This window comes from Nitrosomonas nitrosa, from assembly GCF_003051105.1.
In the GTDB taxonomy this organism is placed as follows: domain Bacteria; phylum Pseudomonadota; class Gammaproteobacteria; order Burkholderiales; family Nitrosomonadaceae; genus Nitrosomonas; species Nitrosomonas nitrosa.
Genome location: NZ_QAOO01000010.1, coordinates 42,894 through 59,505, shown reverse-complemented (window position 1 = coordinate 59,505; position 16,612 = coordinate 42,894). Strand labels below are relative to the sequence as shown.

Here is a 16,612-nt window from a genome sequence, read left to right as displayed (position 1 = left end):
AAGAATGAATATATTCTGTCGAATTCCTATACCGAAAAGCCCAGACAATGAAGAAGGAGGTTTAATGTAACATAGCACTGATAAAGTGAGGGATTTGTCTAATGAAAAATTAAAAATCCGAGACATTATTCTTGTCAAAAAAATTGGCTTTAATTATAACGCTCTATTTCTATTTTTCGCTCACCCAAATATACGTAATAAGAATAAAATCGATATTTATTGTGACTCTATATTAATTACTCTTTATTAGAATGTTCAGTTTTTTTAAATCAAAAAAAAATCCATCAGAAGAAACAGAGAGTACTGCCAAATCGGAAAGTTTAGCGAGTAAAATTCGGCAAGGGCTTGCTCGAACCCGGCAAAACCTCAGTAAACAATTCTCTGGCTTATTTGGCAACCGCAAGATTGATGAAGAGCTCTACGAGGAGCTCGAAACCATTTTACTGACCGCTGATACGGGCGTTACCGCCACGAACTGGTTGCTGGAGTCGTTACGTAAAAAAGTCAAGCGTGATGCGCTTAATAACGCGGAGCAACTCAAGGGAGCATTACAGGAAACTTTAGTCAGCTTACTCACACCCCTTGCTCGACCCCTAGATGTTGATACGAAGAAGCCGTTCGTGATCATGATTACGGGTGTCAATGGTGTTGGCAAAACGACCACCATTGGAAAACTTGCCTATTATTATCGCTCCCAGGGAAAATCAGTATTGCTCGCGGCAGGCGATACATTCCGTGCCGCTGCACGAGAACAACTGCTCGCATGGGGTGAGCGCAATGGCGTGACCGTTATTGCCCAAGAAAACGATACACAAAAAAAGGGCGATCCTGCAGCAGTCATATTTGATGCGGTCAATGCCGCCAAGGCACGTAATATCGATATCGTATTGGCCGATACGGCAGGCCGCCTGACGACTCAATTACATTTGATGGAAGAAATCAAAAAAATCAAGCGTGTTATTACAAAAGCCATGCCCGATGCACCCCATGAAATTTTATTAGTGTTGGATGCCAATACAGGACAGAATGCCATTAGCCAAGTCAAAGCTTTCGATGAGGCGCTCGGGGTAACTGGATTGATCTTAACCAAGCTAGATGGAACAGCCAAGGGAGGCATCATTGCCGCCATTGCTGCTCAATATCCACAAAACCCTCCCGCTCTACGCTTTATAGGTGTTGGAGAGGGACTTGATGATCTCCGACCTTTTAATGCCGAGGAATTTGTAGAAGCATTGTTCGATTAATCGTTCAACGATTTGATTTTTGCTTTCCCAGGTTTTTTATGATCAGTTTTAAAAATGTTTACAAACGTTATCCAGATGGTTTCGAGGCCTTAAAAAATGTCGCCTTCACAATTGACGCAGGTGAATTGGTATATCTGACAGGTCACTCAGGTGCCGGAAAAAGCACTTTATTGAAACTGATTGCTGCCATTGAGCGTCCCACATCGGGTCATATCACTGTGAGCGAACAGAATGTCAATGCGCTCAAAAAAAGTACCATTCCCTTTCTGCGACGCAGCTTAGGTATCATTTTTCAAGATCAGAAGATTCTGTACGATCGCTCTGTTTTTGCCAACGTCATGCTCCCTTTACAAATCCGCGGCTTTGAAAAAAAAATATCAGCTGCACGAGTTCGTGCCGCACTTGATAAAGTCGGTTTACTAGCGAAAGAAACCGCAAACCCTATTACCTTATCCGGTGGAGAAAAACAGCGATTATGTATTGCACGAGCGGTTGTCCACCGACCGTCTATTTTGATCGCCGACGAGCCCACGGCCAATCTCGATGTCGATTATGCACAAAGTATTATGGAAGTGTTCAGATCATTCCAGCAAGTGGGCGTAACCGTGCTCATCGCCACGCATGACGTGACGTTATTAAATGACACGCGCTATCGTACTCTCACCCTCAACCAAGGAAAGTTAATTTCATGAAAATGTGGTTGTCCCAGCATTGGCAAGCATTGGGTCAGACACTCAAACAGCTTGCAAGAACACCACTCTCCAGCCTATTAAGTATTTTTGTGATTGGCATTGCATTTAGCCTCCCTCTCGGTATTTACACGCTGATAGGAAATTTACAGGCCCTCTCCGGACACGTTGCAAACACCCCTCAATTAAGTTTGTTTCTAAGGATGGACGCCACATCCTCTGATATTGAACAAATCAACGCTCGTTTGGAGAAATTCCCGAATATTGCGAGTTTTAAGTTCGTTTCCAAGGAAATCGCCTTACAGCAACTGCAACATGAAAGTGGATTAGCCGATGTAGTCGATAGCCTAATCAAGAACCCCCTACCCGACGCATTTGTTATTGATATCCAGCCAGTTTCACCCAATGAACTCGAATCGATCCAAGCCACAATGAAAAAATGGTCTGAAGTAGAACATGCTCAGGTCGATACCGATTGGGCAAGGCGATTAGATGCCTTTATTAGATTAGGTCAATTTGCCGTGCTGATGTTGGCTTGTTTATTAGGTTTTGCTTTAATCATCGTTGTCTTCAATACCATTCGCCTGCAGATACTTACCAAGCGAGATGAAATAGAAGTTTCGAAGCTCATCGGCGCGACAGATAGTTTTATACGCCGCCCTTTTCTTTATTTTGGCGCAATACAAGGAATGGCCGGTGCCGCATCAGCATGGCTCATTATTGCTTTAGGTATCCAAGCGATCAATGAAAGCCTAGTCGAACTCACCCAGCTCTATTCAATAGACTTTTTTATAGACCACCTTTCTCTACTGGATAGCCTGAGCTTGCTTCTTTTCTCAGCATGGCTAGGCTGGTTGGGAGCAAGATTATCCGTCGCACAACATCTCTCTCTGATAGAACCTGAATAGTTCGGATTGTAAATAGGAAGGACAGCTATCCTCTTTGCTGCTTTCAGAGCATAATCAAGCAAGCTCACTTCATTTCATACTAACGATCTTTTGCCCGCTATTTTTAGGTGATCCGTGAAACTTCAAGAAATATTAGCACTCTCAATGCCAGAGTGCTAATATTTATAAAAAGCGTCAAGAATCACATTTGATGTTAAAGGAGCAGACATGGCAAATACTTTAGCGTTACCCGCAATAGTGGGAGACAGCATCGAGAACTATATACAAACAGTTAACCGCTTCCCTGTTTTATCTCAAGAAGATGAGGTTCGGCTGGCAAGATCCTTGAGAGACAACAATGATATAAAAGCCGCTCACCAGCTTGTACTTTCGCATCTGCGAGTTGTCATTTCGATCGCTCGCGGATATCTGGGCTATGGATTGCCCCATGCAGATTTAATTCAGGAAGGCAATATCGGATTAATGAAAGCTGTGAAAAAATTTGACCCAGAAAGAGGTGTGCGTCTTGTATCCTTTGCTGTACACTGGATCAAAGCAGAAATCCATGAATTTATTATGCGAAACTGGCGGCTAGTTAAAATTGCAACAACCAAGCAACAACGTAAATTGTTTTTTAACTTACGTAGTATGAAACAAAGCTTGGATACCTTGAGCCAAAGTGAAGTTGTAGCCGTGGCAAACCAGCTTGGTGTCAAGCCTGAAGAAGTTGTTGAAATGGAAACACGCTTTAGTGGTCGCGATATCTCGTTAGAACCACTATCGGACGAAGAAGAGGAAAATAGCTGCAGTCCCATCAATTATCTCACCGACGGCGTTGATCCCTCTCAACAGCTTGAAGATAAGCAGCTTTCTCATTTATATCATGAGAAACTAGAAGAATCTCTCGAAAGCCTAGATAGCCGCAGCCGACATATTATTGAAGCGCGTTGGCTAAGAGAAAAAGACACGGCAACATTGCATGAGTTGGCCGACGAGTTAGGGGTATCAGCAGAGCGTGTCCGACAAATCGAGGCCAAGGCTATCCAGAAAATAAGAAATGCCGTTACCAATGTGATGTAATATAAATCAGGCCATAATTAGGGTAAATATTAAACGTGACAATCTCGAGTTGAACCTAGGAAGCTGTCCGAGAATTTTTATCGAAAAGTGGACTGCAAGCAAGCATCGACTCTTGCTGCGACAAGCTCAACTCGCTATGGGTAAGATGCTCAGAAGCTGGTAAAATATTAGAAATTGCTAGAAGATTAATACAATCGACACGGAGGGGTACCGAAGTGGCCATAACGGCGCTGACTCGAAATCAGATGGTCGGGGTAACCTGACACGTGGGTTCGAATCCCACCTCCTCCGCCAGCATGCGTTTTTATTGTCCGCAGCAGCCCACCGAAATATTTATAAATTCGGCATAAAGTGGAGGCACATTGTTTTTTCTTTAGAGTGTGCCCCCAAATGCTTAATTTTTTAGATCACGCAATAATAAACAGGCAAACATCGAAATCCGCTAATTTTTGTATATCTCATGCCTTCTCTCGCTTTCCTAATGATCGATAGCGCAAAACTGTCAGCGCCCCATCCCATTTTATGAGCTACTAAATCCCACGCAGTAATTCATTGATGCCTGTTTTAGAGCGCGTTTTGGCATCAACCTGTTTCACAATCACAGCACAGTAGAGGCTATATTGTTTGTTCTCTGATGGCAAACTTCCCGAGACCACTACTGAGCCTGGCGGAATCCTCCCGTAACTAATTTCACCCGTTTCCCGATGATAGATTTTGGTACTCTGACCAATATATACTCCCATCGAAATCACCGAATTCTCTCCAACAATAACACCCTCGACGATTTCTGATCGTGCCCCGATGAAACAATTATCTTCAATTATCGTAGGATTAGCTTGAACGGGTTCCAACACACCCCCAATCCCCACCCCTCCCGACAAATGAACGTTTTTACCAATCTGAGCACAAGATCCGACGGTCGCCCACGTATCCACCATGGTGCCCTCATCAACATAAGCGCCAATATTGACATATGAAGGCATCAGTACCACATTGCTAGCAATAAATGAACCTTTCCGTACGGCCGCCGGGGGTACGACCCGGAAACCCCCATCACGAAAATCCCTAGAGCTGTAATCTGCAAATTTTGAAGGAATTTTATCGAAATAGTTAGAAAACCCGCCTTTGATAAAGCTGTTATCTTCTATCCGAAAAGAAAGTAGCACTGCTTTCTTGATCCACTGATGCGTCACCCATTCGCCACCTATTTTTTCAGCGACACGCAACTTTCCATTATCGAGCAGATTGATAACTTGCGCGATCGATTCTTTTAGATTCGCTTCAACATTACGAGGTGTAATTTGGGCACGGCGCTCGAAAGCTTCTTCAATTATGGCTTGCAAATGTTCCATACTGCTCCTAGAAAATATTTAATCAATTCTGATACAACAATTTTTTATTCTTTCCATCGCATCCAGGCATTCTTCCAGTGACGCAACCAATGCAATACGCACAAAGTTTTCTCCTGGATTGACGCTGTGCGCTTCGCGTCCAAGATAACTTCCCGGCAATACATTGACATTATAATCGCGATAGAGCTTCTGAGTGAATTCAACATCGCTAATAGGTGTTCTCGCCCAAAGGTAAAAAGTCGCATCTGGCATGGACACATCTAAACAGCCCGACAAAGCGGAGATCGCTTTATCGAACTTTTCACGATACAAACGACGGTTTTCTATGACATGCCGCTCATCTCCCCATGCAATCTTACTTGCAGCTTGTACCGCTGGATTCATCGCGCTACCGTGATATGTACGATACAATAAAAACTTCTTTAGGATGGCTTCATCACCAGCCACGAAGCCTGAACGCATCCCAGGCACATTAGAACGCTTGGACAAACTGCTAAACACGACTAGCCTGGGAAATCCGTTTCGGCCGAGTTGGTGAGCTGCTTCTAGTGCACCCAAAGGGGGGTGATCCTCATCAAAATATATTTCTGAATAGCATTCATCGGACGCGACCACAAAACCATAGCGATCCGAGAGCGCGAATAATTGCTGCCACTCATCCAGTGTCATTACCCTACCGGTTGGGTTATTCGGCGAGCAAACATAGACGAGTTGCGTACGTGCCCATATCTCCTCGCCGAGTTGCGTTAATTCCAGCGCAAAATTATTCTGTACTAATGTGTTGAGAAAAAATGGAATTGCTCCAGCCAACAATGCTGCGCCCTCATAGATCTGGTAAAAAGGGTTTGTGCACACAACAACAGGAGATTCTGCAGAATGCGCATCGATTACTGCCTGCGCAAAAGAAAATAAGGCCTCTCGGCTACCATTAACTGGCATTACTTGAGTATCAGGATCGATCGTCGTCAACCGATAGCGCCGCATCAACCAATCTGCGATACCGACGCGGAGCCACCGCGCACCCAAGGTTGTTGGATAATGTGCCAATCCATCCAGATTATTCACCAATTCCTGCCGGATAAAATCAGGTGTTGGATGCTTAGGTTCACCAATATGCAAATGAATCGATGATAACGATGGATTTGGAGTGATACCCTCTAGCAATTTTGAAAGCTTCTGGAAAGGGTAAGGTTGCAGTTTATTCAGTGTTGGGTTCATTTTCTCTATGATTATGATCTAGCAAGCTAGCCTAGACGCTTGTATCTCAAATGATTTCATACTGATACCATTGACGGACAATTTCAGAAAGCCTGTGGTGTCACAGGCAGCACCATAGCATAGTACATATACAAATAGTACGGTGTTTCGGAGGCCTGGTAAAAATACCGAATCTGCCATTTAGAAAAAATGTTCCATTATAAAGGCCAGTCCAAATGCTGATCAAACAATAATCTTTACCTACCTCAAGCTCATTTGATTCTATTCTATAAACCGCTCTCGGTGACTTGGCAAGCTACAGGCCATTCGCCAGTTTCTAAAATATGAGATATTATGGAATTCGAAAATTTGATTCTATTCCGCAATCGAGTCGTCTGTAATCAATTTGCAGGTAATAAACTTGAAAACAGCCTGGTTAATCTTGGTTTTACACTGGGAAACCAGGTGTTATTTCATTTTTAGGGCATCCACGTATGACCTTTAATCAAAAACACTCATATATTGAAATGGCCAATACCCCTATTCAACTGACCTTGACCAAAGGCTCAATCAAACAATATTAAATGAAAAATACCCTCACGATACTTTGCGCCTTGATTCTCACTGCATGTGTGAGTAAGGAAGAAAAATTTGTAGACATACTCGATCATAAAAAAGAATGGGAAGAGATTCAGTCTCAACTACCTAGCTATCCAGATGCTAGCAATCTGCTGGAATTCTCTGTTGGCCCAACCAGTAGTCACCGGCATTACATTGATGCCACTTCCATCCGTATTGGGCAGGATAGAGTAATTCGATACAGCCTAGTGGTGAAATCTGCACAAGGAGCAGAAAACGCAACCTTTGAAGGAATTCGCTGTGAGACGAGAGAAAAAAAGCGCTATGCGCTAGGCCGTCATGATAAAACCTGGATACAGCCTCGCACTTCAGAATGGGAAAGACTGGAAAATGTCGTTCAGGACCAAGCTCAACGTGAACTTGCAAAATATTACTTCTGCCCACGAGGGCTTATTGTCAGCACACCAGAAGAAGCAATCCGGGCTTTAAAAACGGGGGCGCATCCCAAAGCCCTTCGGTAATGTAATCGAAGACTTCTTGCCCACTATTTTTCTGTTTGTTTTTGTAGGGATTTCTGGAGCGTAGCCATCATTTCCAGCGGCAAAGGGAAAACAATCGTTGAACTTTTCTCCCCCGCTATTTCGGTCAGTGTTTGTAAATAGCGAAGTAACAACGCTTCTGGTTGCTTTGCAAGCACTTGCGCAGCCTCCAGCAAACGTTGCGACGCCTGTAACTCACCTTCCGCATGAATGACTTTAGCTCTCCGCTCACGTTCCGCTTCGGCTTGACGGGCAATCGCACGAATCATGCTTTCATTAATATCAACATGCTTAATTTCAACATTGGTAACTTTGATCCCCCAAGATTCCGTTTGTTCGTCTAGAATTTTTTGGATGTCATTATTAAGCTTATCGCGGCTCGCCAGCATTTCGTCCAGTTCATGCTGACCAAGCACAGAACGCAGCGTGGTTTGTGCGAGCTGGCTTGTGGCCGCATTGTAATCTTCCACATGAATAATGGCACGCTGTGGATCAACTACACGAAAATACAAAACAGCATTTACTTTTACTGAAACGTTATCGCGCGATATCACATCCTGACTGGGCACATCCATAACAACCATCCGCAAATCGACACGCACCATCGTCTGGATGATTGGAATCACGATGACCAATCCTGGCCCCTTAACCTTCCAGAAACGCCCCAACAAGAATACAACGCCACGCTCATACTCTCGCAGCACCCTGAAGGCACTTGCCAGAAAAAAAACAGTGAGCCCCAGGATTAAAATAATCGTCGATACCACATCAATATTCATACTCATGTTAACGCCTCCCGTGAATGATGCTACTCATAGATTTCCACTGTCAGGGTTAAATCGTCTATGGAGGTAATTTTCACTTTTTGCCCCCGACGTAATGGCATAAACGTCTTTGCACGCCATAGCTCTCCATGCACTTTCACCCAGCCTTCGCTATCGAAATCATCGGCAACTTCTCCGATCGCACCGACCATCTCTACATTGCCGCTCGCGACAGGCCGTTGCCGCGCTTTCACTGCCATACCTATCACAAATAGAAAAAAACCTGTCGTTATCAAAGCAACCGTTGCAACCAGCGGAATAGAAATTCCATAGCCAGGTATATCCATATCGAGCAACATAATAGAGCCCATAACGAAAGCAATCATGCCACCAATTCCAAGCGCACCGAAGCTGGGGACAAACACTTCAGCCAGCATAAATACAATACCCAGAAAAATGAGCGCGAGTCCAGCATAATTGACAGGGAGCACTTGGAAAGCGAACAAAGCAAGTAACAAGCATACCGCCCCAACTACGCCTGATACAATGGTACCGGGATTGGCAAATTCGAGTATCAACCCATAGATACCGATCAGCATCAGGATGTAAGCAATATTGGGATCGGTTATGATTGCCAACAAGCGTGTTCGCCAATCTTGCTCCAGCTCCACGATAGCGACATCTTGTGTCGACAATATTATTTCTTGTCCTTGCATCTTGACGGTTCGCCCATCGATCTTAGCTAGCAAGTCGGGAATATCCGATGCAATCAAATCGATCACACCTTCCGCTAATGCTTCATCAGCTGTCAAGCTGGTCGCCTCACGCACCGCCTTTTCTGCCCATTCAGCATTACGCCCTCGCATCTGGGCCAAGCCACGAATATAGGCAACTGCATCGTTAACGATTTTCTTTGTCATGGGATCTTGCGCACCGGCTCGCTCTTGCTGATCGTTTTCCTGCTTCTCATCAAACGAATCAGGAATACTTGGAAAGCCGCCAATTTTTACTGGTGTTGCCGCGCCCAAATTTGTTGCAGGCGCCATGGCCGCTATATGGCTCGCATATAGGATATAAGTTCCCGCACTCGCAGCTCGCGCCCCGCCAGGGCCGACATAGGTAACAACGGGCACGGGAGATGCGATGATTTCCTGGATTATCTCGCGCATGGAAGCATCCAAACCGCCAGGCGTATTTAATCGAATGATGATCACCCGTGCATTCTGAGTAGCTGCGGTAGCAAGGCTACGTTTGATATAATCATGAGTAGCCGGACCAATAGCGCCATCAATATCCAGCCATAATGCAGTATTGCTTGCATGTACCGTTGGCGGACAAAATCCGCACAACAATACCAAAAGATAAAAAAAACTTATTAAACTTTTCAAACGAAAAAGATTACATTCCGTTATTCGTTTATTGAACATTGCTTAATCAGCCACTTAACCAGGCTTTTCGGAGGCGCTCTCGATTCAGGGCCAACCACTGCAGTGCAATAATCGCACTTGCTGAAATAATTTCCCCCGCATCTAGTAGCGCTATTGCATTGCCTGCAGTCATCACATGCACCTTGATATCTTCGCCCTCATCCATTTTGCCATAAATTCCACCAAGAGGGGTCGAGTCGACCTTGCCACAAAATAGCGCAATACGCTCTGTCGTCCCTCCTGGACTGACGAGATAATCATGAATAGGAACCAGCTCAAGAATCTCGCAACCCGCCTCCTCAACCGCTTCTCTTCTGACAACAGATTCCGCAGCTTCATTCTCCTCTATAATACCAGCCACGATTTCGAGCAACCACGGACCAGTTGCGACCGATACCGCGCCTATTCGGAATTGTTCAATCAGCACAACTTGATCTTTGACAGGATCATACGGCAATACGGCAGCTGCATGCCCCCGTTCAAGCAGTTCGCGTACCAAGGGCTGGCTCCAATCACCATTGAACAGCCTGTGACGTAGCGTATATCGCTCCATACGAAAAAACCCCTGGAAACATAGTTCTTTTCGCATAATTTCGACGTCTCTATCAGTCATCCTGTTTCCCATCATCAAGTTCACCAAATTCGCATTTATATCAGTACTAAATTATTTCGATGGATCAACTCGGATTCATCCACATAGCCAAGAATAGCTTGAATTTCATGGCTCGGTCGCCGCAAGATTTTTCGAGTTTCTCTGGCACTGTAATTGATTAAACCCCGTGCGATCTCCCTGCCTTCCATATCAAGACAAGCAACGGCTTCCCCTCGCTCGAAATCGCCCTTGACATCCACCACACCGATGGGCAACAAGCTTTTCCCCTCTGTAACAAGCGCTTTGATCGCACCTGAGTCAAGTACCACGCTCCCATGAATTTGCAAATGATCAGCCAACCACTGCTTCCTGGCAATGAGTACCGGCATGGTAGCTAATAAACAAGTGCCGATTGACTCACCTTGCGCCAGCCGAATGAGCACATCAGTTTCTCTTCCAGACGCAATAAGGGTATGTGCACCACTTCTAGCTGCTCGCTTGGCGGCAACCACTTTACTTTGCATGCCTCCACGGCCAATCTCACTACCTGCCCCACCCGCCATGGCCGCTATCTCAGGATCTCCAGCGACCGCTTCTTGGATAAGCTTGGCGTCACTGTTCTTGCGCGGGTCACTGGTAAATAATCCCGCTTGATCAGTCAGGATCACAAGCGCATCAGCTTCTGTCAAATTGGTCACTAGCGCAGCCAAAGTATCATTGTCACCAAAACGGATCTCATCAATGGCTACCGTATCATTTTCATTGATGATCGGTATAATGCTCAACTTCAATAAAGTTGTCAGCGTGGAGCGGGCATTCAAATAGCGCTTGCGGTTGGATAAATCATCGTGCGTCAGCAAAACTTGCGCTGTCAACAGCTCATAACGACCAAAGCAGACTGCATAAGCATGCGCTAACCCCATTTGCCCCACAGCCGCAGCAGCTTGCAGCTCGTATAGGGCCGTCGGACGCTTTTTCCAACCCAATCGTTGCATACCTTCAGCGATGGCGCCTGAAGAGACCAATATAATCTCTTTACCCATCGCTTTAAGCTGTGAAATTTGGGCAGCCCAGCAGGCAAGCGCTTCATGATCGAGCCCCTGCCCTTGATTGGTAACCAGACTGCTTCCCACTTTAACAACAATACGACGAGCCTGCTTCAGAATAGATTGACTCATTACTCAGTCACTTCCATCGATGCTCGTTCAAGATAATTCATAATGGCATACTTCAGTGCATCGCATCCCTCACCCGTCAATGCTGAAATCCCAAACCATTTATCTTCCCAGCCAAAATCAAGAATAAATTGATTGCACCGCGCCTCACGCTCCGAATCAGGCAGCATATCAATTTTGTTGAACACCAACCAGCGAGGCTTCATATAGAGTTCTTCATCGTATTTTTTAAGTTCTTCGATCAATGCCTGGGCTTCATGCAAAGGATTGATACGCTCATCAAACGGCACAATATCGATAACATGGAGCAATAATCGTGTTCTAGTAAGATGCTTCAAAAAACGATGTCCAAGCCCAACCCCTTCTGCAGCCCCCTCGATCAAGCCTGGGATATCGGCCATAACGAAGCTCCGCTCTTGATCTACGCGCACCACGCCCAGATTAGGATACAGCGTTGTGAACGGATAATCAGCCACTTTAGGACGTGCGGCCGATACAGCACGAATTAATGTCGACTTCCCCGCATTAGGCATTCCCAAAAGCCCCACATCCGCAAGCACCTTAAGCTCCAGTTTCAGCTCAAAAGCTTGGCCAGGCTCGCCGTAAGTAAATTGTCTTGGTGCGCGATTGGTACTCGACTTGAAATGGATATTCCCGAGTCCCCCGGCGCCACCTTTCGCTAAAAGCACTTTCTGTCCGTGATACTTAAGGTCTGCAATGATCTCTCCAGTAGCCAGATCGGTAATAGCGGTACCTACCGGCATCCGCAAAATGATGTCGTCAGCCCCCTTGCCATAGCAATCTGAACCGCGCCCATTCTCACCTTTTTTAGCTCGAAATATGGGTGTAAATCGATAATCGACAAGGGTATTGATATTATGGTCAGCAATGGCATAAATACTCCCCCCATGCCCACCGTCCCCTCCATCCGGACCGCCTTTCGGAATAAATTTTTCACGGCGAAAACTCGCGATACCATCACCGCCATCGCCGGCGAAAACTTGTATCTTTGCTTCATCAATGAATTTCATAACCTTACCTTAACTTGATAGCAGCCCAGGACACAAAAATACAAAAACAAGATGGCGTAAAACGAAAGCAGAACACAAGCGTGCACCCGTGCAGGGCGCACATAAAAAAAGCCCCATCGCGCTGAATGGGGCTTGTTTTAAAACCTAATCTGTTTAGGCAGGTACAATTGATACAGTTTTACGCTTATATACGCTTTTCACACTAAACAAAACTTTGCCTTCAATTTTTGCATAAAGTGTGTGATCTTTTCCTATACCAACGTTCTCACCTGGATGAAACTGGGTGCCGCGCTGACGAACGATGATGCTCCCTGCTTTTATCAATTCTCCTCCAAAACGTTTCACACCGAGACGCTTGGAATGAGAATCACGCCCATTTCTTGAACTACCACCTGCTTTTTTATGTGCCATGTAATCCCCTCACTTCTACTTTATGCAGAAATACCTGTAATCTGTATTTCGGTATAATTTTGCCGATGCCCTTGATGTTTTTGGTAATGCTTACGGCGACGCATTTTAAAAATACGTATTTTGTCGTGCCGACCATGGCTAAGCACAGTTGCATTAACTTTTGCACTCTCTAAAAAGGGCTTTCCTACAGAAACATTTTCACCTTCAGAAACCATGAGCACTTGTTCAATGACTAAATCGCTCCCCGCTTCTGCTGGCAACTGTTCAACTTTTAATTTGTTACCGACTTCAACGCGATATTGCTTTCCGCCAGTTTTTATTACAGCATACATATCCTATTCATCCTCTTTCATATACCCTAAAATTATACATTTGCACGAGCATTTTGTGTGATAAATATTGAAATCTATTTACACCTTCTCGCTTGACCTTAAGCTGAGACATTTCTACCATAGTAATTTCTTCAAGGGGTTGTTGTGCCAATCGAACGTATTAGAAGCTTTATTGCCGAAGACATGAGCGCTGTCGACGCTGTAATACGACAAAAGCTTCATTCTCAAGTAGCACTGATTAATCAAGTAAGCGAATATATTATCCATAATGGAGGAAAACGGCTACGGCCAGCGTTGGTGATATTATCTGCTGGGTTGTTCGGCTACTCTGGGCAGCACCATCATCAACTTGCCGCAGTCGTGGAGTTTATTCATACAGCCACACTGCTCCATGATGATGTAGTAGATGAATCTAAATTACGGCGTAACAAAGCAACCGCTAATGCGCTATTCGGCAACGCTGCAAGTGTATTGGTCGGGGATTTTCTTTACTCGCGCGCTTTTCAAATGATGGTCGAAGTGGACAGTATGCGCGTTATGCAGGTGCTAGCGGACGCCACTAACATTATCGCAGAAGGCGAGGTGCTACAGCTCCTTAATTGCCGAGACCCTAATGTAGAAGAAGAAAATTATCTGCGCGTCATCCGTTTCAAAACCGCGAAGCTTTTTGAAGCTGCCGCCCGCTTAGGCGCCATCCTTGGCAATGCCACTCCCGAGGAAGAAGATGCTTTAGCCATCTATGGAATGCACCTTGGAACAGCCTTTCAGTTGATTGATGATTTACTGGATTACTCAGGAGATTATCAGGATACTGGCAAGAACCTCGGTGATGACCTCGCCGAAGGAAAACCAACGTTACCTTTGATTTATGCCATGCGTGCCGGTACGGATAAACAAGCAAGCGTTATACGCAGTGCGATTGAAACAGGCGGAGAAAGCGGATTTCAATCCGTTCTGCAAATAATACAGGATACCGGCGCACTTGCCTACGCCAAACAGCGCGCACAAAAGGAAGCAGATATAGCCTCCAAAGCAATCGCGAAACTGACTGACTCGAGTCACAAGAATTGTTTGTTAGAATTAACCCAATTCGCTGTGACAAGAAACCATTAATATCGCCAAAACTTATTTGACTACCATCACATCAATAATCCCTAAAGAATAATTTGCACAACTAAATAGAGTTTATTTAATTTCTCGGGGTGTAGCTCAGCCTGGTAGAGTACTGCGTTCGGGACGCAGGCGTCGGAGGTTCAAATCCTCTCACCCCGACCAAATACTTAAACTTAAATAAAGAATAAATTTTGGGACTTGAGCATAGTGCAATGCTTGGCAGCGCATCCGATTTTCAGTATACAACGGGGGTTGTTGATATAGGATCATTGATTTACTCATTCACGCTAACACAGCATGTGGTAGACTTTAAATAATAAATTAATTTAGTAAGTTAATGAATGATGGCCTTGTTCAGTAATACGGTCACAAACTGTAAACGCATTTCTAAAGCGTTATCTCAGATGGGATGGATTAATACCGGCCTTCTTATATTAAATAGATTGCTTGCAAAAATGTCCAACCAAAATATTTGTATTTACAAATATTACTTAATTGCACAGCCAGTTAACAGTAAATTGTTATTACCTCCGAACAGGGGGAAAAACATAAAAATTAGATTGATAAACAAACAAGATCCCGTGATACAGATCTTCCCACGGCCTCTTTCGGTTATTTATAATCGCTTCGAACAAGGCGCCCTCTGTTTGGCTGCCTTTAAGGATGAAAAGTTTATTGGCTTTATTTGGTTGATATTAAACCCTTACCAAGAAGATGAAGTGCGAGCAAGGTTTATACCGTTACCATCTAGCAGAGCAGCTTGGGATTTTGATGTTTATATAGTCCCGGAATATCGTCTTGGTTTTACTTTTTTGCGTCTATGGGAAGAAGCGAATCAGTTACTGATCAAAAATGGCATTCAATGGTCTTGCAGTAGAATTTCTGCTTTCAACCTCAATTCACTAAAGTCACATGCGGGTTTTGGCACCATAACCCTCGGGCAAGCCATTTTTTTTCGAGTCTATAACTGGCAAATAACGTTTTCCTCACTTCACCCTTATATTCATTTTTCTTCTCATTTTAATTCTTTTCCTAAATTTTACCTCAATACACAAAAACTAAATAATCCACTTTCTTCTCGTGAAAAAGGAATAACTTTGGAGTAATTATGCAACATCTGGAAGAAGTCAGAAACATCTTGGCTGATGTACTCAGCCTAGGAGAGCGCAAGCATTCTCTTAATGAAGGTACAATTTTACTTGGCAATATCCCCGAATTAGATTCAATGGCCGTCGTCAATGTGATTACTGCATTGGAGGAATATTACGATATTACAGTAGATGATGATGAAATCAGTGCCAAAACATTTGAAACCCTGGGCAGCCTAACCCACTTTGTTGAACAAAAACTGTCGAGCTGACATGCGTACAGAAAATCCTCCTGCAGAGCCTTTTTTTTTAAGGACCGAGCATGGAAAACGATTTTGCCTTTACTATCCACCCGCTTCAAATAAGACCTTGCAGGGGATGCTTATCTATATCCATCCGTTTGCAGAGGAGATGAATAAATCACGAAGAATGGTTGCGCTACAGGCCCGTGCTTTTGCATCGAAAGGTATCGGTATATTCCAAATCGATCTATTTGGTTGTGGTGATAGTCAAGGTAATTTCAAAGATGCATCATGGCATATCTGGAAGCAAGATATCTCCGCAGCAAAACATTGGATCGAATCTCACATTGACGCACCCATTTATCTTTGGGGACTTCGCTTAGGGGCCTTGCTTGCATTGGATTTTGCTAAAGAATCGGATTATGTATTCAACAAAATTATTTTGTGGCAGCCCATTATAAATGGCCATACATTCCTGACTCAATTTCTCAGATTAAAATTAGCCAGTCAGATGATAACACGCGAAAGCGACACAACAACCAATATACGGACAATGCGCAACATGCTCTCATCGGGCGCCTCGCTTGAAATTGCCGGGTACGAACTTTCCTCACAACTCGCTTGCAAAATCGACAACTTGAGACTAAGTGAGTTGATGATCGCCCAAAGCCACATTCATTGGTTTGCGATCACATCAGGAGCCGGACAAACGCTCTCACCTGCTGAAATGAGCGTTGTAAACTTGTGGAAACAATCAGGAATTAATCTAGATATTCACCTTATTTCCTGCCAACCTTTCTGGGCAACACAAGAAATTACTGAATGTCATGAATTAATCTCAACCACGTCGAAATTAGTCGCTGATTGATC

The 16,612-nt window shown here is 44.4% G+C and carries 18 protein-coding genes and 2 tRNA genes; 11 read left to right on the top strand and 9 right to left on the bottom strand.

Going from position 1 to position 16,612, the window contains the following annotated elements; genetic code table 11:
- The first annotated feature begins 251 nt into the window (after positions 1-251).
- The 5 genes from ftsY to C8R30_RS07310 all read left to right on the top strand — a co-directional run bounded on the left by ftsY (position 252) and on the right by C8R30_RS07310 (position 4,194).
- Positions 252-1,244: a signal recognition particle-docking protein FtsY gene (gene ftsY, locus C8R30_RS07330; RefSeq protein WP_090669104.1), complete on the top strand. Its 993-nt coding sequence runs from the start codon at positions 252-254 to the stop codon at positions 1,242-1,244.
- Between the two features lie 38 nt (positions 1,245-1,282).
- Positions 1,283-1,936, top strand: a complete 654-nt coding sequence (ftsE, locus tag C8R30_RS07325) for a cell division ATP-binding protein FtsE (protein WP_090669101.1) — start codon at positions 1,283-1,285, stop codon at positions 1,934-1,936.
- Positions 1,933-2,841 carry a permease-like cell division protein FtsX gene (ftsX, locus tag C8R30_RS07320; RefSeq protein ID WP_107789875.1) on the top strand — a complete coding sequence of 303 codons (909 nt, stop codon included), beginning with the start codon at positions 1,933-1,935 and terminating at the stop codon, positions 2,839-2,841. Before ftsE ends, ftsX begins: the two co-directional genes overlap by 4 nt.
- Positions 2,842-3,048: 207 nt before the next feature.
- A complete protein-coding gene (gene rpoH / locus C8R30_RS07315; protein ID WP_107789874.1) occupies positions 3,049-3,900 on the top strand; it encodes an RNA polymerase sigma factor RpoH in 852 nt (283 codons plus the stop codon).
- Between the two features lie 201 nt (positions 3,901-4,101).
- Positions 4,102-4,194, top strand: a tRNA-Ser gene (locus C8R30_RS07310).
- Between the two features lie 236 nt (positions 4,195-4,430).
- Here the strand turns inward: C8R30_RS07310 and dapD are convergent.
- Positions 4,431-5,252 carry a 2,3,4,5-tetrahydropyridine-2,6-dicarboxylate N-succinyltransferase gene (gene dapD / locus C8R30_RS07305; protein ID WP_090669092.1) on the bottom strand — a complete coding sequence of 274 codons (822 nt, stop codon included), beginning with the start codon at positions 5,250-5,252 and terminating at the stop codon, positions 4,431-4,433.
- A gap of 18 nt (positions 5,253-5,270) precedes the next feature.
- Positions 5,271-6,470, bottom strand: a complete 1,200-nt coding sequence (gene dapC / locus C8R30_RS07300) for a succinyldiaminopimelate transaminase (protein WP_107789873.1) — start codon at positions 6,468-6,470, stop codon at positions 5,271-5,273.
- A gap of 563 nt (positions 6,471-7,033) precedes the next feature.
- Here dapC and C8R30_RS07295 point away from each other — a divergent pair.
- Entirely contained in the window at positions 7,034-7,549 is a 516-nt protein-coding gene (locus tag C8R30_RS07295; RefSeq protein ID WP_107789872.1) for a CNP1-like family protein, read from the top strand.
- A 23-nt stretch (positions 7,550-7,572) separates the two neighbouring features.
- On the opposite strand, the gene C8R30_RS07290 is transcribed toward C8R30_RS07295, so the two are convergent.
- From C8R30_RS07290 to rplU, 7 genes are all read right to left on the bottom strand, one after another.
- On the bottom strand, positions 7,573-8,346 hold the full coding sequence (locus C8R30_RS07290) for a slipin family protein (protein WP_090669158.1): 774 nt from the start codon (positions 8,344-8,346) through the stop codon (positions 7,573-7,575).
- Positions 8,347-8,375: 29 nt separating this feature from the next.
- Positions 8,376-9,719, bottom strand: coding sequence for an NfeD family protein (locus C8R30_RS07285; protein ID WP_258191959.1), 1,344 nt, complete (start codon positions 9,717-9,719; stop codon positions 8,376-8,378).
- Between the two features lie 46 nt (positions 9,720-9,765).
- The gene (gene nudF, locus C8R30_RS07280) at positions 9,766-10,371 is read right to left on the bottom strand and encodes an ADP-ribose diphosphatase (RefSeq protein ID WP_239654228.1); all 606 of its coding nucleotides are present in this window, start codon (positions 10,369-10,371) and stop codon (positions 9,766-9,768) included.
- A 35-nt stretch (positions 10,372-10,406) separates the two neighbouring features.
- Positions 10,407-11,528 (bottom strand): glutamate 5-kinase, encoded by a 1,122-nt coding sequence (gene proB / locus C8R30_RS07275; RefSeq protein WP_107783721.1) that lies wholly within the window; start codon positions 11,526-11,528, stop codon positions 10,407-10,409.
- The gene (cgtA, locus tag C8R30_RS07270; RefSeq protein WP_107783720.1) at positions 11,528-12,556 is read right to left on the bottom strand and encodes an Obg family GTPase CgtA; all 1,029 of its coding nucleotides are present in this window, start codon (positions 12,554-12,556) and stop codon (positions 11,528-11,530) included. The genes proB and cgtA overlap by 1 nt, the downstream gene beginning before the upstream one ends.
- A gap of 153 nt (positions 12,557-12,709) precedes the next feature.
- Entirely contained in the window at positions 12,710-12,967 is a 258-nt protein-coding gene (gene rpmA / locus C8R30_RS07265; RefSeq protein ID WP_090669071.1) for a 50S ribosomal protein L27, read from the bottom strand.
- A 20-nt stretch (positions 12,968-12,987) separates the two neighbouring features.
- On the bottom strand, positions 12,988-13,299 hold the full coding sequence (gene rplU, locus C8R30_RS07260) for a 50S ribosomal protein L21 (protein WP_090669068.1): 312 nt from the start codon (positions 13,297-13,299) through the stop codon (positions 12,988-12,990).
- 144 nt (positions 13,300-13,443) lie between these two features.
- On the opposite strand from rplU, the gene ispB reads away from it, so the two are divergent.
- The 5 genes from ispB to C8R30_RS07235 all read left to right on the top strand — a co-directional run bounded on the left by ispB (position 13,444) and on the right by C8R30_RS07235 (position 16,610).
- The gene (ispB, locus tag C8R30_RS07255; RefSeq protein WP_107789870.1) at positions 13,444-14,412 is read left to right on the top strand and encodes an octaprenyl diphosphate synthase; all 969 of its coding nucleotides are present in this window, start codon (positions 13,444-13,446) and stop codon (positions 14,410-14,412) included.
- Between the two features lie 85 nt (positions 14,413-14,497).
- Positions 14,498-14,574 (top strand) — tRNA-Pro (locus C8R30_RS07250).
- Between the two features lie 179 nt (positions 14,575-14,753).
- A complete protein-coding gene (locus tag C8R30_RS07245; RefSeq protein ID WP_143068221.1) occupies positions 14,754-15,518 on the top strand; it encodes a GNAT family N-acetyltransferase in 765 nt (254 codons plus the stop codon).
- A gap of 2 nt (positions 15,519-15,520) precedes the next feature.
- The gene (locus tag C8R30_RS07240; RefSeq protein WP_090669058.1) at positions 15,521-15,772 is read left to right on the top strand and encodes an acyl carrier protein; all 252 of its coding nucleotides are present in this window, start codon (positions 15,521-15,523) and stop codon (positions 15,770-15,772) included.
- A gap of 1 nt (position 15,773) precedes the next feature.
- The gene (locus C8R30_RS07235) at positions 15,774-16,610 is read left to right on the top strand and encodes a hydrolase 2, exosortase A system-associated (RefSeq protein ID WP_090669055.1); all 837 of its coding nucleotides are present in this window, start codon (positions 15,774-15,776) and stop codon (positions 16,608-16,610) included.
- Positions 16,611-16,612 lie beyond the last annotated feature (2 nt).